Origin of the sequence: Natronomonas gomsonensis, from assembly GCF_024300825.1 — an archaeon.
GTDB lineage: Archaea > Halobacteriota > Halobacteria > Halobacteriales > Haloarculaceae > Natronomonas > Natronomonas gomsonensis.
The window spans coordinates 1,580,043-1,599,761 of sequence record NZ_CP101323.1; the positions used below are offsets into that span (position 1 = coordinate 1,580,043).

Below are 19,719 nucleotides of genomic sequence, written 5' to 3' on the forward strand. Positions count from 1 at the left end.
GGTGACCGTTACAACAACGCCTCCAGTCGGTTTTGGTGGAAGGCGACGGCGTCGTCGCCGGTACGTTCGGGATACCCCGGCCGCGTGACTTCGCCGTCGGCGTCGACCGCCGAGCGGAGAACGGCTATCAGTCGCTCCCGTCGCGTCGGTTCCGGAACCGGCCGAACGGAACTGTAGCCCTCTCGGAACGCCGCCCGAATCCGTGTCGGGTCATCGACGTACCAGTCGGCGACGAGGCGTTCGGTCTTGGCGACCGAGAGGCCGGCTGTCGCCGCGAGCGGTTCACCCCAATCGAGGACGGCGACGAGTTCTCCCGACTCGACGAGTGCGTTGCCGGGGCGCAGGTCCCACGGATACAGTCGAGGCCGGGGATTCTTCCGGCCCGTTGTCTCCCGTATCGCTTCACGTAGCGGCGCTTCGAGGTCGGCAAACGCGGCCGGTAAGGCACGAACGCCGGCCTCGCCGTGACCGACCAGCCACGGTTCGTATTCGTCCGGTCCGTTCGCCCGTAGCGTTCCGTTTTCGGCACGGACGGTGCCGAACTCCTCGAAGGGGAACGCCTCGTGTAACTCGGCGAGCGCGTGGCCGAACCGCCGTGCGATTCGCGCTTGCTGGCCAGGTGAGAGAGACACGAACCGCTCGTGGAGGTTGTCTCCCTCGATGTACTCGGTGACGCAGTAGCCCCGCACGTCGATGCGGCCGACATCGAGGACGGCGGGGACCGGAATCGTCGTTCGAGTCGCGACTTCCTGTGTCACCCGCATCTCCGTCCGGAGTGTCTCGGCGTCGGGCGACTGTTGGACGACGACCGTGCGGCCGTCGTCAAGGTCGACGACAGCCGTTCGCTTTCGGTTCCCCTCTGGCGGCGTCGTGACCGACTGGACGGACACCCCCGGAAACGCCTCCGCGAGGACGGTCTGCGGCGGGTCAGTCACGGTTCGACCACACTGGCGAGGTCGGACAGCGAACCGAGGACGTGTTCGGGTCGGTACGGTTCGGGGTCGACCTCCGTCGGCGAGTACCACGCGCTCGCCAGCCCCGCGTTCTGTGCGCCGGCAACGTCGTACTCCAGTGAATCACCGACGTAGAGCGCATCGCTCGGCGCGGCATCGAGCGCATTGAGTGCGGCATCGAAGGGGTCGCGATGCGGTTTCCGGCGCGGAAGGTCGCCCGCGTAAACGACCGTCTCGAAGCAGTCGCCGAACGCGAGCGCGTCCAGTTTCTGGGCCTGCCTCGATTCGGGGCCGTTGGTGACGACGCCGACCCGAGCGTGGTTCCGGGCCGTCTCGACGGCTGTCTGCGCACCCGGCGACGGCGTCACTCGGGCGTAGTCCACGACCTCCAAAAACCCCTCACTGAGGGCTGTCGCGTCAACCGGCGCCCGGCCGTGTTGGGCAGCTACCTTCGTGAATCCGGCCGCCAGATAACTCGCTTGGTCGTCCGGTGGCGGCGAGTCACCGAGCGCCGCCCACAGGTCGTCGGGGTCACCGAACGGTTCGATGCCGGCCGCCTCGAAGGCTCCACGGTACACTGCCTCCGGCGATTGGGCCTGCTCACAGAGGGTTCCGTCAAGGTCGAACAGGACGGCGCTGTAGGTCACGGTTTCAGTAGGCGTCGCTCCGGCAAAATCCTCGCGGTGGCGGCGGGCGTCTCAGTCCGACCCGGCGTACACCGTCCCATCGACCACGAGCGGGTCGGTCCGAATCCAATCCGGCATCGAGTACGTCCACTGGCGTACGCCATCGGTGTCGAAGGCGTACAGCGTCTTGTCGTCGCTGCCGACGTACACCATGCCGTCGGCAACCGCGGGTGCGGAGTAGGCTTCGCCTCCGAGACCGACCTCCCATCGTGGCGCGCCGTCGGTGTCCATCGCATAGAGTCGGCCCTCCGACGTGCTCACGTAGAGGGCGCCGTCGGCCAGCGTCGCTCGCCGGTACACGCCGCTGTCGTCGAGGGTTCGGTCCCATTGGACCGTCCCGCTGTCGACGCCGAGTGCGTACATCCGTCCGTCGGTGTTGCCGATGTAGACTCTCTCGTCGGCGACGGCCGGGCCAGCGACGAACTCCTCGCCCGTGGCCGCCTGCCACCGGTCAGTTCCGGATTCGATGTCGACGGCGTGAACGCCGCTTTCGCGTGACCCGACGTAGACGGTTCCGTCGGCGACGGCTGGTGTGCCCTCGATGGCATCGTCGGTTCGGTACCGCCAGCGGACCGTCCCGGAATCGGCCCCGACCGCATATAGCACGCCGGATTCGTCGCCGACGTACACCGTTCCCTCGGCGACCGTCGGCGAGGAACGCACCCAGTCTTCAGTCTCGATTGACCACTCTTCGGACCCATCGTCCGTATCCAGCGCGTAGAGGTGGCTGCTGTCGCTGCCGACGTACACCGTCCCGTCTACGACCGTCGGCGCCGAGCGGACCCAGTCTTCGGACCCCGCTCCGAGGGAGGCTCGCCACCGCTCTGTCCCGTCGCCGGCGTCGACCGCATAGCAGTAGGTGTCGTCGCTCCCGACGTAGACGGTCCCGTCGGCGAACGCCGGCGAGGAGCGTATCCAGTCGTTGGCTTCGAAGGTCCATCGCTCGGTGCCGTCAGAGGCATCGACGGCCGCCAGAACCCCGTCGTTGGCGCCGCCGAGTTCGTCGAGGCCCGTACATCCCGCCAGGACCCCGCCGACGGCAGCGGCACCGACACTCCGGAGGAGGCGTCTGCGTGTTGGCATCACGCTCCGCGGCACGAAGAGCAGTGGGAAAATACTTCCGCGCATAACGGTTCACCGACTCCTATCGATACACGTACGTGTTCATTTTCTCCGCCGGCGGTTCGATTATCGACACCCTTTTTCAACGCCTCGTCGCAGGTACGACCATGACCGACCGGGGCCCGCTGTACGCCGTCTCGCCGCTGGACGGCCGCTACGCCCGTTACACCGAACCGCTCACAGAGTACGTCAGCGAGGCCGCGCTCATGCGTGCCCGCGTCGAGGTCGAAGTCGAGTACCTCATCGCCCTGGCCGACCTCGAGGCGACGCCGCTGTCGCTGGACGAAGAGACACGCGAGACGCTCCGGAACCGATACGAATCCTTCGACGCCGACGACGCCGCCGTCGTCAAACAGCTCGAAACCGAGGGGTACGCCGGCTACAGCGCGACGAACCACGACGTGAAGGCCATCGAGTACTTCGTCCGGATGGCCCTACCGCAGGAGGACGAACAGGGGCCGTGGGTCCACTTCGGTCTCACGAGCGAGGACGTGAACAACCTCGCCCACCGCCTGCTCGTGAAACCCGCCGTCGAGGAGGTGTTGATTCCCGAGATTCGAGACCTGCGAGACACTCTGGCCGTCGAGGCCCGGCAGTACCGCGAGTTGCCGATGCTCGCACGCACCCACGGCCAGCCGGCGACGCCGACCACCTACGGCAAGGAGTTGGCGGTGTATGCCTCGCGACTCGGCCGGACGCTCGGACGCGTCGAGGCGGCCGCCGCCAACCTCTCGGGGAAACTCGCCGGCGCCTCCGGCACCTACGCCGCCCACCACGTTGCCTACCCCGACGTCGACTGGCGAGCGTTCTCGAAATCCTTCGTCGAGTCCCTCGGTCTCGAACACACCGAACTGTCGACGCAGGTCAACCCCTGTGACGACCTCGCAGCGGTGTTCGACGCGCTGCGTGGGGTCAACAACGTCCTCCGAGACCTCGATTTGGACATGTGGCTGTACGTTTCGGACCGCTATCTCGGCCAGGAAACCGTTGAGGGCGAAACTGGGTCCTCGACGATGCCACACAAGGTCAATCCCATCGACTTCGAGAACAGCGAGGGCAACCTCACGAAGGCCAACTCTGATTTGACGTTCCTTGCCGACTACGTCACCACCTCACGCCTCCAGCGGGATCTCTCGGATTCGACCGTCAAGCGCAACATCGGCGCGGCATTCGCTCACTGTCTCATCGGCTACGGCAAGACCGCCAAAGGGCTCTCGAAGGTCGAACCGAACGAGGCGGTGATGCGGGAGGAACTGGAAGCCAACCCCGAAATCATCGGCGAAGCCGTCCAGACCATCCTCCGTCGGGAGGGCGACACCGAGGCCTACGAGCGCATCAAGGCACTCACACGCGGCCAGCGGGCGACGCTGGAAGACTTCCGTGAGTTGTTCGACGAACTCGACGTCGAGGAGTCCGTTCGCGAGGAACTGCACGACCTCACTCCCGCCGGCTACACCGGACTGGGAAGCGAGTTGGTCGAGGAGGTTTGACATCCGGCCGCTCATCACGGATGGAACGGAGCGTAACGCTTGACAACACGGGGGAAAACATCAGCATATGAACGGGGTGGAACTAACGCTTCGCCTGCTCGCGGGGGTCTTGCTCATTTTGGCGAACGGCTTTTTCGTTGCAATCGAGTTCGCGCTGACCCGTGTCCGTCAGTATCCACACGCCGAATTCGACACCCCGGGTCTCCGGCGGGCTTGGGAGATGACGGAGGACCTCGAAATCTATCTCACGAGTTGTCAGGTCGGAATTTCCGCGACCAGTATCGCTGTCGGCATCGTCGCAGAGCCAGCGTTGGCTGCGTTAATCAATCCGATTTTCGAAAATACGCTCCTTACAGCGATTGGGGCGGGGGGCATTCTCGCGTTCGTCATCATCAATCTGCTCCACCTGACCCACGGCGAACAGACACCGACCTATCTCGGGGTCGAACGGACGAAGTTCGTCGCTCGGTACGGTGCGACTCCCCTCTATTGGTTTGCCAAACTGCTCTATCCGGTTATCGTACTCGGCGACAGCGTCGCCAAATGGACGCTCGGGCTTTTCGGCATCGAGATGACCGGTGCCTGGCTCGAAACCGAAACCGACCGTGTCGAATCGCGGGCAGACCTCCGTCACCGACTCGGGGCGTTACTCGACAACGGAGACCTCACCAACGAACGCAAAGAGGAGGTTATCAACGCGTTCAGCGTGGGCGAACTGCCGGTGAGTGAGGTCATGACCCATCGGTCGGACATCGTGTTCCTCTCGACGGCCGTCTCTGCACAAGAGAACCTCGACCGAATCGGAACGAGTCCACACACACGATTTCCGTTGATTGGTGACGACCCCTCCGATTATCGAGGAATCGTCTACGTCCCCACAGTCGTCGACCAACTCGACGACCTCAGACGCGGCGAGAGTTCGTTCGAGGACATCGCCGCCCCGCCGATGACGCTTTCCACAGACACCCCCATCAGCGACGCCGTCGATTTGTTTCAGGACGAACATCAGGAACTCGCGCTCGTGACTGACGACACAGACGGAACCGTCGTGGGATTGATTACCGCGACGGACGCCTTCGAGGCGGTGATGGGTGAAATCGAAGACCCGCTGGATATCGAACTCCAAGACCGAACGACCGCTCCACAGTAACACCAGCGGACTTCGCGATTCGCCACCGGTACACTGAGCGATTCAGTTTGGAGTGGCCACGAGCGTCGATGCCCCCGTCGGCGGCGAAAGAAGCCCCAAGCGTTACTCGGTGCCGGGGGTCTCGTCTTCCAGTCGCGTCAGGTCGTCGAACGTCTCGCGGCGGCGCGTCAGGCGAACGTCGTCGCCCTCGATTGCGACTTCGGCGGGCTTGGGCTGGGAGTGGAACTGACTGGCGAGATTGATGCCGTAGGCGCCGACGTTGCCGATGGCCAGCAAGTCCTCGGCCTCGGGCCGCGGGATCGGCCGGTCGGTACAGAACACGTCGGCGCTGGTACACAGCGGTCCGCCAACGCTCGATTCGACGGCCTCGCGGTCGTCGCCGGTGACGTTGCGGATGTGGTGATAGGAGTCGAACATCGCGGGACGAATCATCGCCGTCAGGCCGGCATCGACGCCGACGACGCGCGTCTCGGGGGTCTGTTTGATGGTGTTGACCCGCGTGAGAAGCGCCCCGGCGTCGGCGACGAGATACCGCCCGGGTTCCAGGGCGATGGTCGCATCGACGTCCTCCGTCACCTTCCGGACCATCTCGGCGGCGGCCTCGATGTCCAGCGGCGGTTCCTCGGGTCGGTAGGGGACGCCGAAGCCACCACCCAAATCGAGGAATTCGATGTCGCCCACGCGTTCGGCGAGGTCGGCGACCTTCCCGAGCGCCCGTTGGTGGTCGGCCAGGTCGTCGGAGAGAACGCCACTGCCGACGTGGGCGTGAAGCCCAACGAAGTCGAACCGGTCCCGAGCATCCTCGGCGACGCGTTCGACCTCGTCGTACGGCAGTCCGAACTTCGCGTCCTTGCCGGTGGCGACCTTCTCGTGGTGGCCGGTGCCGATACCGGGGTTGACACGCAAGGCGAGACGGCCGTCGAAGCCGCGTTCTTCGAGGCGGTCCAGCGTCATCTCGGCGCCTGCCGTAATCGTCAACTCGGGGGTATCCTCCCAGAGGTCGACGGCGTAATCGAGGTCGCCGTCGGGCGGATTGACGGCGGTGTACTGGAGGTCTTCGGGTGCGACGCCGGCTTTCAGCGCGCGGTCGAGTTCGCCGGCGGCAGCACACTCGATATCTGCCCCGGCATCGTACAGCGTCCGTATGACCGCTCGGCCGGTGTTTGCCTTCGCAGCGTACATGACATGGGCAAAGTCGAACGCGGCATCGAACCGCGCGAAGTTCTCCCGGATGCGGTCGTGGTCCATCACGTACAACGGCGTACCGTGTTCGTCGGCCACCCGTCCGAGGCGGTCGGCGTCCCAGTCGGCGAGGCGCTTGACGAGCGGCGAGGCGGCGAGACTCATTATCACAAGGGAGGGTCGACCGATAACAAGGGTTCCGCTTCGACCGAAAGGCTTGGCATACTCGACAACGAACCGAAGGGTATGACAGACGAGACGCCACGCCGCCGCACCGACCGCTCGAACCCCGTCGGCATCGCCATCGGTTCGACGCTCGGTCCGTTCAGCGCCGCCGTCGGCAGCGTCGTCAGCGAGAACCGCTTCGCGTTCAAACTCGCCGTCGGCGCGGGCGCCAATGACGATGCCGATGACGGCTTCGACGAGGACAACGCCGCGACCATCGACATCCAAAACGCAGACGAGGAAACACTCGAAGAGACCGAAGACGGCGCGGAGTCGAGCAACGACGACCCCACCGAAGCCGACGACTGACGGTTACAGAAGCGCCGTTTTCTCGCCTTCAGTTATCGCGCAGGGCGTCCTCGCGTTGGGTCGCCTCCAGGGTCTCTTCCTCTACGTCGGTGGCGACGACAGCGGGCTTGTAGGCGCCGCCCTCGAAGAGGTCGTGGTCGCCGACGCTGGATTCGACGAACCGGGTGAATGCGCGCCGCTCGGGCGGCAACTCGCCGTAGATGACCTCCTCCTTGACGAGGTCGTACACCGGGATGCGGGGCGTCAACAGCGTGTTCTCGCCGACGATACTTCCTTCGCCGACGACGAACCCACTCGTGACTCGACAGCCAGCGCCGAGGGAGACATCGTCCTCGACGACGACGGGGGCGGCCTCGACGGGTTCGAGGACACCGCCGATGAGCGTGTTCGCGCCCAACTTCACGTTGTCACCGATTTGGGCCGCCGACCCGACCGTGTCACAGGAGTCGACGAGCGTGCCGTCGCCGACGTGGGCGCCGATGTTGACGAACGCCGGACTCATCAGAATCGCGTCCGACCCGATGTAGGCGCCGCGGCGGACGACGGTGCCGTCGGGCGTGTTCCGGGTGCCGCGCTCGGGGAGGTCGTCGGTCTCCCGCAGCGGCAACACGTCGTGGTAGTCGACGCCGCCGTAGGTGTGGGTCTCGATGTTCCGGAGGCCGAAGTTCAGCAGGATGCCCTGTTTGACCCACTCGTTGGCCTCCCACTCGCCGTCGTTTTTCTCTGCGGCCCGGACCTCGCCGGCCTCCAGCGCCGCGAGGAACTCCTCTAAGACGGCGATGTCCTCGGCGGTGGCATCGTCGGCAGTCAGTCCCTCGTCCTTCCGCTGTTGTAGGTCCTCGATGTCGTCTCGGAGTACGCTCATTACCCCGACGGACGGAAACGCGGGACTTGGCTCTGTTGGAATCCGGTTAAAATAGTCGGCCAACTCGGCGACGCTCGCGCCCTACAGCACGTCCTCGAAGTCGTACCAGCCGGCCTCCCGACCGAGGAGCCACTCGGCGGCGTCGACGGCGCCGGCCGCAAACACCCGACGCGATTCCGCACGGTGGGTCAGCGTCAGCACCTCATCGTTGTCGGCGAGCAGCACCTCGTGTTCCCCGCGGACGTTGCCGGCCCGGCGGACGTGGACGCCGACCTCGCTGTCTTCTCGCTCGTGTTCGCCTTCCCGGCCGTGGACGCGGTCGAGGGCGTCCTCGCGGGCGGAATCGATGACATCGAGGAGGGTCTTCGCCGTTCCGCTGGGGGCGTCGCGTTTGCCGTTGTGATGCGTCTCGGTGAGTTCGATGTCGTAGTCCGGCAGCGCCTCGGCGCCGGCCTCGACGACCCGGAGCAGCGCCTGCACGCCGCGGGCGAAGTTCGACGCCTTCAGCACCGGCGTCGACTCGCTGGCCGCACGGAGCGCATCGAGGCCGTCCTCGTCGAACCCCGTCGTTCCGACGACGTAGGGGACGCCGGCCTCGGCGGCGAGGGCGGCGTACTCGTGGCTGGCCGACGGGACGGTAAAGTCGATGGCGACGTCGGCGTCTGCCAGCAGTTCCGGCAGTTCGTCGTCAGGGTAGACGCGGACGTCCTCGATGGTGTCCGACGAGGTGGCGACGCCGGTTACGTCGTGGCCGCGGCCGCTGGCCTCGGCGACGATTTCGCTGCCGGTCCGTCCGGTCGCACCGATGACGAGCAGGTTCATTCGAGGTCGTCGAGCACGCGGCGCAGTCGGTCGCGATTCTCGGGCTGCAGCGGGTTGAGCGGCGAGCGCATCGTATCGGAGTGGATGCCCCGCATCGCCATCGCCTCGTTGATGGGGATGGGGTTGGTCTCGACGAACAGCGTCCGGAAGAGGTCCCCTAACTCGTATTGGAGTTCGCGGGCGCGGTCGAAGTCGTTTTCGAGGGCGGCGCCGACGAGGGCGACGGTGCGCTCGGGTTCGACGTTCGCCGCCACGCTGATACAGCCGGTGCCACCCTGTGCGATGATGGGCAGCGTCAGGGCATCATCGCCCGACAGCACCGAGAAGTTCTCCTCGCGGGTGCGCTCGATGACCTCGTTGGTCCGGTTGAGGTCGCCGCTTGCGGCCTTATACCCGACGACGTTCTCGTGTTCGGCAAGCGAGACGGCGGTCTCGACGGCGATGTTCCGGCCGGTGCGGCCGGGGACGTTGTAGATAATCTGTGGGAGGTCGACCGCATCTGCGATTTGCCGGAAGTGGTGTTCCATCCCGTCCGGTTCGGGGATGTTGTAGTACGGCGAGATGAGGAGCAGACCGTCGGCGCCCGCGGCGGCGGCCCGTTCGGAGAGGTCCAATGCCTCGCGGGTGTTGTTCGAGCCGCTGCCGGCGATGACCGGCACGTCATCGACCGCGTCGACGACCGTCTCGACGACCTCGATGTGTTCGTCGTGGGTCATCGTCGCCGATTCGCCGGTCGTGCCGACCGGCACGAGGCCGTCGACGCCGGCGGCTTCGAGTCGCTGGGCGTGGGCCCGGAGGGTGTCGTGGTCGATGCTCTCGTCGTCGTGGAACGGCGTCGTCATCGCAGGGAAGACGCCGTCGAATGTGTCGTGTGTCATGGTGTCTTGGGTGTCGTACGTTCAGAGGCTGTGCGTTCGGTTTCGACCTGCGACGGGGGTGCCAGACCCGCCGGAGACCGGTCTAGGAACGTTTGCCTTTGGAGAAAGCGACTGAGACGGCGGACTCGGTGGGGTTCGTCCGTGGCCGACCGACGAGTACGCCATCTCGCATACATCAGAGACTTTCGCGGACGGACTTAGGCGTTTTGAGTCCGACACACTACCGTGCCGTGTGTTACCATCCACGCCAGAAGCCATTTCAGCGTAAACTCCCAACTCGGGGTACATGAGACACGTAGGACTCAAAGCCCGCATGGCGGTCGTGGGGAGCATTCTCTTCGCCTTCTATGCGATGCTCGCCATCGTCGCCTTCGAGGTGTTCGGGGTCGGCATTCCCGTCATCCTGCTGGGGACGGTCGCCTTCGCCGGCTTCCAGTACGTCGTCGGCAAGAAGATGGCGCTGTGGAGTACCGGCGCCGAGGACATGCCCGAAGACCGCTACCCCGAGGTTCACCGCTCCGTCGAGCGAATCAGCGAGGAGATGGACCTCGAAAAGCCGCGCCTGATGGTCGCCGACATGGGCGTCCCCAACGCCTTCGCGGTCGGCCGCCGCAGCGCCGGCGTGGTCGTCGTCTCCACGGAGTTGATGCACCTCTTGAGCCACGAGGAACTCGAAGCCGTCCTCGCTCACGAACTCGCCCACATCGACAACCGCGACGTGATTACGATGGTGATGGGGCAGTCCATCGCCTCGATGCTCGGGTTAGCGGCGTACTTCGTCGTCGCCTTCGCCGGCGAGGACGGCATCGCGGGCATCATCCTCGGCTACATCGCCTCCATCCTCGTCCAGTCGGTTGCGATGGTGTTCGTGTTGGCCATCTCCCGATACCGGGAGTACGTCGCCGACTCCGATGCGGCAGAACACGTCGGCGGCGATGCGATGGCTCGTGCGCTCCAGAAAATCAGTTCGGCCGGCCAGCGCGGCAACGCCGAGTTGGACGACAACGTCAGCGCGCTATGTATCTTCGGCGGCGAGCGCTCGGCGCTGGCGAAACTGTTCGCCACCCACCCGCCCATCGAGAAGCGCATCGAAGCGGTTCGGGACGTAGAGCGGTCGTACTACTGAGTTCTCTCATTCGCTCGGATCTCGGACTGCCATTCCGGAGATGTACTCGGTGAGGTCCGTCGCCGAGATGATGCCGATGGCCTCGCCGTCCTCGTCGACGACCGGGAAGTGACTGATTTCGTACTCGACCATCCGTTCGGCGATTTCCGGAATCGCTACGTCGGGTTGCGTCGTCGCGATGTCCTCGGTCATGTGGTCGCCGACGGTGGTGGTCGATTTGGGTGTTCCCTCGGCGACGATGCGGACGAAGTCCGTCGACGTGAGAATGCCGATTGGGCGGCCCTCGTCGTCGACGGCGACGACGGATTTGATGCCCTCTCCGAGCATCGAGTCCGCGATCTCTTCGACCGGTGTTTCGGGGTCAGCCGTCAATACGGGCGCGGTCATGAGGTGTCCGACTTCCGTGTTCATGGCGGTCCGTTGCGCGCTCCCATGTATAAGCATCCGGTTCTCGGCGCGTTCCGCCACCGCCGGCCATAGAGGGACCTCCCGCCCGTGTTCGACACGCTAAAGCGGCCGCCGGAACTCCCTAGGGTATGGAGTACCACGAGGCGGCGAACTTCCTGTTCGACCTCCGCCGGTACTCGCCGACGACCGGTGTCGAGTCGACCCGGCGGCTCCTCGATTTCCTCGGGGGGCCCGGCGAGGACCTCCGGGTCGTCCGCATCGCGGGGTCGAACGGGAAGGGCAGCACCGCCCGAATGGTCGAATCCGTCCTCCGGGAAGCCGGCTACGACGTGGGGCTGTACACTTCCCCACACCTCGACGACGTTCGCGAGCGCGTCCGCATCGACGGCCGGAAGGTCTCGAAGGCCGCAGTCCGTGAGTTCGTCGAACAGGTCGAACCGTACGTCACGGAGCAGGCCGCCGAGGGCGCCTCGCCGACGTTCTTCGAGACGACGACGGCGCTTGCGGTGTGGGCCTTCGCCCGCGCCGACGTGGACGTGGCGGTACTGGAGGTCGGCATCGGCGGCCGCTACGACGCGACCGGCGCCGTCGACAGCGAGGCTGCGGCGGTCACGAGCGTCACGCTCGAACACGCCGACATCCTCGGCGACACGATACCCGAAATCGCCCGCGACAAGGCCGCCGTCGCGCCGGATTCGAACCCGCTCGTCACCGCCACCGAGGGCGAGGCGCTTGAGGCCGTCAGGGACGTGGCTGGCGACGTACGCCGCGTCGGAACCGACGACGACGCCGATATCCGCGTCCGCGACGGCGGTCGGGTGGGCGTCGAGCAGGCCGTCGCACTCGACGGCGACGGCTGGGCAGTCGAAACGCGTCTCCCGCTTTTGGGGACGTATCAGGCCCGAAACGCCGGCGTCGCGGCGGCATTAGCCCGACAACTGGGTGGCGTCTCGACCGACGACATCGAACGCGGCCTCCGGAACGCCCACTGGCCCGGCCGTTTCGAGGTGATGGAGCGAGAGCCACTCGTCGTCCTCGACGGCGCACACAACCCCGGCAGTTGTGCCGGCGTCGCCGAGACGCTGTCGACGTTCGAGTACGACGACCTGCATCTGGTTTTCGGCGCGATGTGCGACAAGGACCACGCGGGCATGGTCGAAGCGCTGCCCGACCCCGACTACGTCTACACCTGCCGGCCGGACTTCGAGCGCGCCGAAACGCCCGAGGCGCTCGCGGCGGCGTTCGAGGCCGCCGGGTCGGACGCCAAGGGACGGACGAAGGCGGCTGTCGAAGACGCCGTCGAGGCCGCCACCGACGCGGCCGGCGACGGCGACGCAGTCCTCGTCTGTGGGTCGCTGTTCGTCGTCGGCGAAGCCAGGCGGCGCTGGACCCGACTCCGCGTCGAAAAGCGCGTGCCGGACCTCGACGCCGCACGAGAGGTCCTCGCAAGCGCCGACGTGACCGAGGGCGGCATCCACCGAATGCGAGCGAAGGGCGTCCACCGCGTCGTCGCCACCCGCGTCCAACCCCGCCAGGCCGAATACCTCAAACAGGAGTCGCTGTCGCTCGGCGCCGAGTGTGCCACTTCGGGACTGTCCGCCCAGGACCGGGAACTCGTCGACGTGGTGTTGATGGGGACGCTCGCGCAGTTCAAACGCCTCGCGGAGACGCTCGACGGACAGCCCTACGGCCTCTCGCGGTTCGCCGACGAACTCAGGGAGACCCTCGAAATCGGCTATCGGCCCGAACCCCACGGCTACCCGTGGGACGATGGAACGGCCGTCATGGGTATTCTGAACGTGACGCCCGACTCCTTCCACGACGGCGGCCGCTACGAGGACGTCGACGACGCCGTCGCACAGGGTCGACGCCTCGTCGAGGCCGGCGCCGACATCGTCGACGTGGGCGGGGAATCCACCCGCCCGGGCGCCGACCCCGTAGCAGTCGAAGCGGAGAAAGAGCGCGTCGTCCCCGTCGTCGAGGCGCTTTCCGACGCCGACGCCCTCGTCTCCGTCGACACGCGGAAGGCCGAGGTGGCACGGGCCGCCCTCGATGCTGGCGCCGACATCCTCAACGACGTGTCGGGGCTGGAGGACCCCGAAATGCGGCTGGTGGCGGCCGAACACGACGTGCCCGTCGTCGTGATGCACTCGATTCACACCCCGGTCGACCCCGAGGCCGACATCGAGTACGACGACGTGGTCTCCGATACGCTCGATGCGCTGGTCGAACGCGTCCTGCTGGCCGAGAAGGCCGGTCTCGACCGCTCGCAAATCATCGTCGACCCCGGTCTCGGGTTCGGGAAGGCACCCGAGGAGGACTTCGAGATACTCGGCCGCCTCGCGGAGTTCCGCGCGCTCGGCTGTCCGGTTCTCCTCGGCCACTCACACAAGTCGATGTTCGGAATCCTCGACCGCGAGGCGGACGAACGGCTGTCGGCGACCGTCGCCGCAAGCGCGCTGGCCGCCGAACGGGGCGCCGACATCGTCCGGGTTCACGACGTCGAAGAGAACGTGGCGGCGGTGAAGACGGCCGCCGCCGCGATGGACCCCGGGGCGTTCACAGAGGAGTAGCCGACACGTTCGGCCGATTGGAGAAGATATATCCTCGCCGTTCGACTACACGTAGCCGTGGCGTCCCCGTTCGAGGTTCTGGGTGTCGAGCCGGATGCTGACCAGCGAGAGATAGAGCAGGCCTACCGCGACCGAATCAAGGAAGCCCACCCCGACCACGGCGGCTCCCCACGGGAGTTCAAGCGGGTCCGAGAGGCCTACGAGGACATCAAAGCCGGCCGCGCCCGGAGCGTATCCGACGCCGACGACGGAGTCGACGCACCGGGTGAACCGGAACCCGGGACCGACGAGTCGAGAGAACGCACCGACGAACCCGAGGAGTCGGCCACGCGCGTCGAGTATCTTAACTACGACGTCCTCGCCGACCACGGCTGGAGTCTCGAAGACGACGACCTCTTCGATAAGGCGTCGGCGGCGAACCTCGACCACGAGGACTACGGCCGGTTTCTGGCCGAACCGCAGGAATCATTGCTTGAAGCCGCCGAGAACCGCGGATTCGCGTGGCCCTACGCCTGCCGCGGCGGGGCGTGTGCGAACTGCGCCGTCGCCATCAAAGACGGCGAACTGTCGATGCCGGTCGACCACATCCTCCCTGAGGAGATGCTCGACCGCGGCATCCGACTCTCCTGTATGGCACGGCCGGCGACCGACCGACTCCAGGTCATCTACAATGTCAAACACCTGCCCGACCTCGACGACCTCCTGTTGCCGCCGAGTCCCTTCGAGAAAGCGCAAGCCGACGACTGAGGGCGGACGCTTGGCGGTTCAGTCGTCCGTCGGAGCCGCTTCCGCCTGTTGTTCTTCGGTGTCGTCGCCGTAGATGTTCTCGATGGCCTCCTCGTAGGCCGCCCGGATGTTGCGTCGTTTCTTCTTCATCGACGGCGTCAGGAGGTCGTTGTCGGCAGTCCACTCCTCGGGAACGAGGCGGAACTCCTTGATAGTCTCGTGGCTCGACAGCACCTCGTTGACGCGGTCGACCTCCTCGGCGACCCACTCGTGGACGCGGTCGTCGGCGACGGCCGCCGCGGGGTCGTCCGGAAGGTCGATGTCTTCCTCGTCGGCCCACTCCCACAACTCCTCGAAGTTGGGAGCGATGACGGCGCCGATGAACTTCCGGTCGTCGCCGACGACCATAATCTGGTCGACGCGGGCGGAGGTGGCGAACTCGTCTTCGATTGGCTCGGGGGCGACGTTCTTGCCCGTATCGAGGACGATGAGGTTCTTCCGTCGGTCGACGAAGCGGACGTAGCCGTCACCGTCGATGGAGACGATGTCGCCGGTCCGGAAGTAGCCGTCATCGGTGAAGGCCGCCTCGGTTTTGTCGGGTTTGTTCCAGTAGGCCTCGAAGACGTTCGGTCCCTTCGCGAGCAGTTCGCCGACCTCGCCTTTCTCGGAGGCTTTCGTCTCCTCGCTGACCACGTCGGGGTCCAACTTGAGGTCCACGTCACACAGCGCGATGCCCATCGTCCCAACACGGATGTCTTCGGGCGGATTCGTCGTCAGGGCGGGGGCCGTCTCGGTGAGGCCGTACCCCTCCAGAATCGTCAGCCCCATCGCCCGGTAGAGTTTCGCGAGGTCCTCCGAGAGCGACCCACCACCGGAGACGAACAACTGGACGTTGCCGCCGAGCGCCTCCCGCACCTGCGAGAAGACGAGTTTGTCGGCGATTTTCAGTTTCGTCTCCAGGACGACGCCGGGGTCGTCGGCGTCATCGTAGGTCTGGGCGGTGTCGACGGCCCACTCGAAGATGCGCTTTTTCACCGGCGACTCGGAGGCCTGTTCGCGCATCTGGTTGTAGATGCGCTCGTAGACGCGCGGCACCGACGCCGCGGCGTCGGGCCCGACCTGCTGGAGGTCGTCACCGACCGTGTCGGGGTTTTCGGCGTAGGCGACGGTCATGCCGATGCCCAACTCGTGGAAGTGGTTGATTCGCTCGAAGGCGTGGGCAAGCGGCAGGAACGAAAGCGCCGTCATCCCGGCCTCCATCGCCGGAATGTCCTCGTCTTTGTCGGGACGGGGCCCGATACGCCGTCGGAGTTGATTGAAGCAGGTCCGCCAGTTCTTGTGGGTCAACTCGACGCCCTTCGGGTCGCCCGTCGTCCCCGAGGTGTAGACGAGCGAACAGAGGTCCGTCCACTCGCGGTTCTCGAGCCACGACTGGAAGGTCTCCTCGTCGTGGTTGTCAGCCCCGAGTTCGTACACGTCAGCCAGCGTGTGGATATCCTCGCGGTCGGCGTACCGCTCGGAGACCTCGTCGATGACGACGACGAACTCCAACTCGAGGTCGTCTTCGACGGACAAAAGCGTCTCCAGCAGGTCCTCGTTTTCGACGACACAACCCATCGCGTCGTTGTCGTCCAGCAGGTACTGGACCTTCGGCGCCGAAGACTCGGTGTAGACGGTCGTGACGACGCCTTCGGCGGACTGAATCGCGTAGTCGGCTTGCGACCACTCCATTCGGGTGTTCGCGTAGATGCCGACACGGTCGTCAGGACCGACACCGAGTTCCCGAAAGCCCGTCGCGAGATACCGCACGATGTCGCCGGTTTCCTCGTAGGTGAGGGCACCGTACTCCCCTGCAGGCGGGGCCGGAACCACGTCGCCGGTCAACGACCGGTCGTAGACGCCTCCCTTGTACATCTGTGCGTCCCGACTGCCGTTCCGTGCCACAGAATCGAAGAACAGCTCCGGGATGGTCGTCTCGCCTATTACCTCGTCCGTGTACTCGCGCTCGACCGCTCTCCAATCCATAGCGATTGATAATCACACACGTACTTGAAGCTATCCGCGTGTTGACCACTTCACTGCGTCCGGAAAACGGTTCGGCGGAGTTCAGCGCGCCTCGGCGCCACAGGAACGGAACAACTCGAGATAGTCGTCGACGACCGCGGTGTGGTCGAACGACCGGAAAGACTCGTCGATGTCCTGAAAACCGTAGCTCCAGGCCTCCTCGATGGCGTCGTCGAGGGCTTCCATGTCGGTGACGCGGATGCCGCGCTCGCGGCGCTCGACGAGTTCGTGGGCGCTGGAGTCGCCCTGATATTCGACGATGCCGACACAGCCGGCGGCGAGTGCCCACAGCAACTCCTCGGCGAACAACTCCCGCCGTGCGGTCTGGACGAAGGCGTGGGCACCCCGGTAGATGGCGACGCGCTCCTCGCGGTCGCACTCGCCGACGAACTCGACGCGGTCGGCCAATCCGAGGTCACGGGCCTGTCGCTCGTAGTCGGTTCGTTGGGGGCCGTCACCGATGACCGTTGCCGTCCAGCCGTCCTCGCCGCGGAGTTCGGCCAGCCCCAACAGCAGGCTCTCGAGGTTGGCGTCCTCGTCGAGTCGGCGGGCGTACACCACGTCGCGGCGCTCGGCGGGGTCGGTGTCGGCGACGAGCGAGAAATCGATGCTCTGGGGAACGACCGTCGTGTTCGCCTCCGTCGCGCCGGACTCCCGGACGCGCGTCCGCTGGAGTTCCGAGGGGGAGACGACGCGGGTCGGAACCCGGGCGGCGGTCGTGGTCCACGGGGACGCCTCGACTTCCGGTTCGTCGCCGAACCACTCACAGACGAGCGGCGCACGTGCGAGCGTGGCGCCGATTCGAGCGGAGACGACGGCGCCGGGCGGCGACGCCGAGGCGAGAACGACATCGGGGCGGTACCGAGCGAGCAGTCCCGGTACCCGCGTGTAGAACAGCGGCGGCGTATCGAAGGTGACCGACTCGTAGACCACGTCGTCGAGTTCGAACTGTCGGGTGTCGCTGCCCCACCAGCCGAGACAGTATACCCGGACCTCGTGGCCGCGGGCCGCGAAGCGGCGGGCGAACCGCCGGAGGCGCAACGCGCCGTCGCGGTCGGACTGTGGCGGAGGTCTTCTGAACACGACCGCGATTCGCATGCGACCGACGACGAAGCGGGGTGGCAAAAAGGAAGGGGAATCCGTGCCGGGGTCATCGTCTGAGCCGAATCGCTATTACCCGCCCGCTCCACAACGGGGACGTGTACGACATCGAGCGCTATCTGAACGTCCGAAGCGCCTTCGGGGCGAGTTTCGCTCCCGACGGCACGCTCGCGTTCCGGATGGACACCACCGGGACGCCGCAGGTGTGGACCGTCGAGAAGCCGGGTGCGTGGCCGACACAGCGCACCTTCTACGACGAGCGAGTCACCTTCGCCACCTGGTCACCCGAACGGAACGAACTCGTCTTCGGGAAAGACGAGGGGGGCAACGAACGCCAGCAGTTGTTCCGACTCGACGCCGACGGGACGGTGACGAACCTCACCGCGACGGACGCGAAACACCGCTGGGGTGGCTGGAGCCACGACGGCGACCGTATCGCCTTCGCCTCGAACCGACGCGATGAATCCGTCTTCGACATCTACGTCCAGGGGCGCGAGGAGACCGGCGACGACGCCGAACTGATACGCGAAGGCGACGGCTGGCTGTCGCTCGGCGGGTGGAGTCCCGACGACTCACGGCTGCTCGTCCACGAAGCCTATTCCAGTTTCGACCACGACGCCTACGTCCTCGACGTGGCGTCGGGGGAGTTAACCCACCTGACGGACCACTCAGACGACGCCATCCGGTATTCGAGTCTCTCGTGGTCGCCCGACGGAACCGGCGTCTACTGCTGTACTGACCTCGACGCCGACACGCTGTATCTCGCGCGACTCGACGCCGAGACGGGCGACATCGAGACGGTCGAGGAGGGTGGTGAGTGGAACCTCGACGGCATCGCGTTGGACGACGAGACGGGTCGACTCGCCTACTCGCGGAACGTCGACGGCTACACTGAGTTGACCGTCGGCGAACTCACCGGCGAGACGACAATCGAGACGTTCCCTGACCCTGAGATTCCGGCGGGCGTCGCCGGTGGCGTCGCCTTCGACGACGACGCCGACCGCTTCGCCGTGACGGTCACCGCCGACACCGAGAACACAAACGTCTACGTCGTCGACGCCGAGACGGGCACCGCCGAACGGTGGACACACGCTTCGACGGCGGGCATTCCCGAAGAGACGTTCCGGGAAAGCGAGTTGGTGCGCTACGAGACGTTCGACGGCCGCGAGATTCCGGGCTACCTTTCGCTTCCGGACTCGGCGCCGGAAGAGGGCGCGCCTGTCGTCGTCGACATCCACGGCGGCCCCGAGAGCCAGCGCCGGCCCTCCTTCTCGCCGGTCAAGCAGTACCTCCTCGCCCACGGCTACGCCGTCTTCGAGCCGAATGTCCGCGGGTCGACCGGCTACGGCCGGGCTTACACCCATCTAGACGACGTCGAAAAGCGGATGGATTCGGTGGCCGACATCGAGGCGACCGTCGAATGGCTCGCCGACCGCCCCGACATCGACGACGACCGGGTCGTCGCCAAGGGCGGTTCCTACGGCGGGTTCATGGTGCTCGCGGCGCTCACCGAGTACCCCGAGTTGTGGGCTGCCGGCATCGACACCGTCGGCATCGCCAACTTCGTGACGTTCCTCGAAAACACCGGGTCGTGGCGCCGCGAGCTACGAGAGGCCGAGTACGGTTCGCTGGCCGACGACCGTGAGTTCCTCGAAGCCATCTCACCTATCAACAACATCGAAAGCATCGAGGCGCCGCTTTTCGTCCTCCACGGCGCGAACGACCCCCGCGTCCCGGTGGGTGAGGCCGAACAGATAGTCGAGAAAGCCAGAGCACAGGGCGTCCCGGTCAGAAAACTAATCTTCGAAGACGAAGGCCACGGCTTCTCGAAGTTGGAAAACCGCATCGAAGCCTACACCGAAATCGTCGATTTCCTCGACGAACACGTCTAACGGCGGCTCTCGAAGTCGGATTCGTGGGTAAACGGTAGCAGATTTCGGGCACAAGTCTTTTGGTACGTCAACACATACCTAGTGTAAGAGGTGGTGACCAGTCTACGGGGAAACACACCAGCAATCGACCGGACGAATCGCCATCGA

Annotated in this window: 17 protein-coding genes; 7 read left to right on the forward strand and 10 right to left on the reverse strand. The window is 65.7% G+C overall.

Annotation, left to right across the window (positions count from 1 at the left end; all coding sequences use genetic code 11):
- Positions 1 to 8 precede the first annotated feature (8 nt).
- The 3 genes from NMP98_RS08645 to NMP98_RS08655 are packed head-to-tail and all read right to left on the reverse strand — an operon-like array spanning position 9 to position 2,722.
- Positions 9 to 935, reverse strand: a complete 927-nt coding sequence (locus NMP98_RS08645) for a phosphotransferase family protein (RefSeq protein ID WP_254861107.1) — start codon at positions 933 to 935, stop codon at positions 9 to 11.
- Positions 932 to 1,600, reverse strand: a complete 669-nt coding sequence (locus NMP98_RS08650; RefSeq protein WP_254861108.1) for an HAD family hydrolase — start codon at positions 1,598 to 1,600, stop codon at positions 932 to 934. Before NMP98_RS08650 ends, NMP98_RS08645 begins: the two co-directional genes overlap by 4 nt.
- A 51-nt stretch (positions 1,601 to 1,651) precedes the next feature.
- Positions 1,652 to 2,722, reverse strand: coding sequence for an outer membrane protein assembly factor BamB family protein (locus tag NMP98_RS08655; protein ID WP_254861109.1), 1,071 nt, complete (start codon positions 2,720 to 2,722; stop codon positions 1,652 to 1,654).
- A 146-nt stretch (positions 2,723 to 2,868) separates the two neighbouring features.
- On the opposite strand from NMP98_RS08655, the gene purB reads away from it, so the two are divergent.
- On the forward strand, positions 2,869 to 4,251 hold the full coding sequence (gene purB, locus NMP98_RS08660) for an adenylosuccinate lyase (RefSeq protein ID WP_254861110.1): 1,383 nt from the start codon (positions 2,869 to 2,871) through the stop codon (positions 4,249 to 4,251).
- Between the two features lie 67 nt (positions 4,252 to 4,318).
- A complete protein-coding gene (locus tag NMP98_RS08665) occupies positions 4,319 to 5,401 on the forward strand; it encodes a CNNM domain-containing protein (protein WP_254861111.1) in 1,083 nt (360 codons plus the stop codon).
- A gap of 102 nt (positions 5,402 to 5,503) precedes the next feature.
- Here NMP98_RS08665 and lysA read toward each other — a convergent pair whose 3' ends face one another.
- Positions 5,504 to 6,748, reverse strand: a complete 1,245-nt coding sequence (gene lysA / locus NMP98_RS08670) for a diaminopimelate decarboxylase (RefSeq protein WP_254861112.1) — start codon at positions 6,746 to 6,748, stop codon at positions 5,504 to 5,506.
- A gap of 81 nt (positions 6,749 to 6,829) precedes the next feature.
- Here lysA and NMP98_RS08675 point away from each other — a divergent pair, with 81 nt between their 5' ends.
- Positions 6,830 to 7,117 (forward strand): hypothetical protein, encoded by a 288-nt coding sequence (locus tag NMP98_RS08675; protein ID WP_254861113.1) that lies wholly within the window; start codon positions 6,830 to 6,832, stop codon positions 7,115 to 7,117.
- Positions 7,118 to 7,145: 28 nt separating this feature from the next.
- On the opposite strand, the gene NMP98_RS08680 is transcribed toward NMP98_RS08675, so the two are convergent.
- From NMP98_RS08680 to dapA, 3 genes are all read right to left on the reverse strand, one after another.
- Positions 7,146 to 7,982, reverse strand: coding sequence for a 2,3,4,5-tetrahydropyridine-2,6-dicarboxylate N-succinyltransferase (locus NMP98_RS08680; protein ID WP_254861114.1), 837 nt, complete (start codon positions 7,980 to 7,982; stop codon positions 7,146 to 7,148).
- Between the two features lie 81 nt (positions 7,983 to 8,063).
- A complete protein-coding gene (gene dapB / locus NMP98_RS08685; RefSeq protein ID WP_254861115.1) occupies positions 8,064 to 8,804 on the reverse strand; it encodes a 4-hydroxy-tetrahydrodipicolinate reductase in 741 nt (246 codons plus the stop codon).
- Entirely contained in the window at positions 8,801 to 9,682 is an 882-nt protein-coding gene (gene dapA / locus NMP98_RS08690) for a 4-hydroxy-tetrahydrodipicolinate synthase (RefSeq protein ID WP_254861116.1), read from the reverse strand. The genes dapB and dapA overlap by 4 nt, the downstream gene beginning before the upstream one ends.
- Positions 9,683 to 9,968: 286 nt before the next feature.
- Here dapA and NMP98_RS08695 point away from each other — a divergent pair, with 286 nt between their 5' ends.
- Positions 9,969 to 10,808 carry a M48 family metalloprotease gene (locus NMP98_RS08695; RefSeq protein WP_254861117.1) on the forward strand — a complete coding sequence of 280 codons (840 nt, stop codon included), beginning with the start codon at positions 9,969 to 9,971 and terminating at the stop codon, positions 10,806 to 10,808.
- A 6-nt stretch (positions 10,809 to 10,814) separates the two neighbouring features.
- Here the strand turns inward: NMP98_RS08695 and NMP98_RS08700 are convergent, their stop codons facing one another.
- The gene (locus NMP98_RS08700; RefSeq protein ID WP_254861118.1) at positions 10,815 to 11,219 is read right to left on the reverse strand and encodes a CBS domain-containing protein; all 405 of its coding nucleotides are present in this window, start codon (positions 11,217 to 11,219) and stop codon (positions 10,815 to 10,817) included.
- A 125-nt stretch (positions 11,220 to 11,344) separates the two neighbouring features.
- Here NMP98_RS08700 and folP point away from each other — a divergent pair, with 125 nt between their 5' ends.
- A complete protein-coding gene (gene folP / locus NMP98_RS08705; RefSeq protein WP_254861119.1) occupies positions 11,345 to 13,789 on the forward strand; it encodes a dihydropteroate synthase in 2,445 nt (814 codons plus the stop codon).
- Between the two features lie 57 nt (positions 13,790 to 13,846).
- On the forward strand, positions 13,847 to 14,536 hold the full coding sequence (fer, locus tag NMP98_RS08710; RefSeq protein WP_254861120.1) for a ferredoxin Fer: 690 nt from the start codon (positions 13,847 to 13,849) through the stop codon (positions 14,534 to 14,536).
- Positions 14,537 to 14,554: 18 nt separating this feature from the next.
- Here fer and NMP98_RS08715 read toward each other — a convergent pair whose 3' ends face one another.
- A complete protein-coding gene (locus NMP98_RS08715) occupies positions 14,555 to 16,540 on the reverse strand; it encodes an AMP-dependent synthetase/ligase (RefSeq protein ID WP_254861121.1) in 1,986 nt (661 codons plus the stop codon).
- An 81-nt stretch (positions 16,541 to 16,621) separates the two neighbouring features.
- Positions 16,622 to 17,677: a glycosyltransferase gene (locus NMP98_RS08720; protein WP_254861122.1), complete on the reverse strand. Its 1,056-nt coding sequence runs from the start codon at positions 17,675 to 17,677 to the stop codon at positions 16,622 to 16,624.
- A gap of 101 nt (positions 17,678 to 17,778) precedes the next feature.
- On the opposite strand from NMP98_RS08720, the gene NMP98_RS08725 reads away from it, so the two are divergent.
- Positions 17,779 to 19,572, forward strand: coding sequence for a S9 family peptidase (locus tag NMP98_RS08725; protein WP_254861123.1), 1,794 nt, complete (start codon positions 17,779 to 17,781; stop codon positions 19,570 to 19,572).
- The last annotated feature ends 147 nt before the right edge of the window (positions 19,573 to 19,719 follow it).

Coding starts and splice junctions, on each gene's coding strand:
- NMP98_RS08655 (WP_254861109.1), bottom strand. CDS start 2,722: ATGCCAACACGCAGACGCCTCCTCCGGAGTGTCGGTGCCGCTGCCGTC.
- purB (WP_254861110.1), top strand. CDS start 2,869: ATGACCGACCGGGGCCCGCTGTACGCCGTCTCGCCGCTGGACGGCCGC.
- NMP98_RS08665 (WP_254861111.1), top strand. CDS start 4,319: ATGAACGGGGTGGAACTAACGCTTCGCCTGCTCGCGGGGGTCTTGCTC.
- lysA (WP_254861112.1), bottom strand. CDS start 6,748: ATGAGTCTCGCCGCCTCGCCGCTCGTCAAGCGCCTCGCCGACTGGGAC.
- NMP98_RS08675 (WP_254861113.1), top strand. CDS start 6,830: ATGACAGACGAGACGCCACGCCGCCGCACCGACCGCTCGAACCCCGTC.
- NMP98_RS08680 (WP_254861114.1), bottom strand. CDS start 7,982: ATGAGCGTACTCCGAGACGACATCGAGGACCTACAACAGCGGAAGGAC.
- dapB (WP_254861115.1), bottom strand. CDS start 8,804: ATGAACCTGCTCGTCATCGGTGCGACCGGACGGACCGGCAGCGAAATC.
- dapA (WP_254861116.1), bottom strand. CDS start 9,682: ATGACACACGACACATTCGACGGCGTCTTCCCTGCGATGACGACGCCG.
- NMP98_RS08695 (WP_254861117.1), top strand. CDS start 9,969: ATGAGACACGTAGGACTCAAAGCCCGCATGGCGGTCGTGGGGAGCATT.
- NMP98_RS08700 (WP_254861118.1), bottom strand. CDS start 11,219: ATGAACACGGAAGTCGGACACCTCATGACCGCGCCCGTATTGACGGCT.
- folP (WP_254861119.1), top strand. CDS start 11,345: ATGGAGTACCACGAGGCGGCGAACTTCCTGTTCGACCTCCGCCGGTAC.
- NMP98_RS08715 (WP_254861121.1), bottom strand. CDS start 16,540: ATGGATTGGAGAGCGGTCGAGCGCGAGTACACGGACGAGGTAATAGGC.
- NMP98_RS08720 (WP_254861122.1), bottom strand. CDS start 17,677: ATGCGAATCGCGGTCGTGTTCAGAAGACCTCCGCCACAGTCCGACCGC.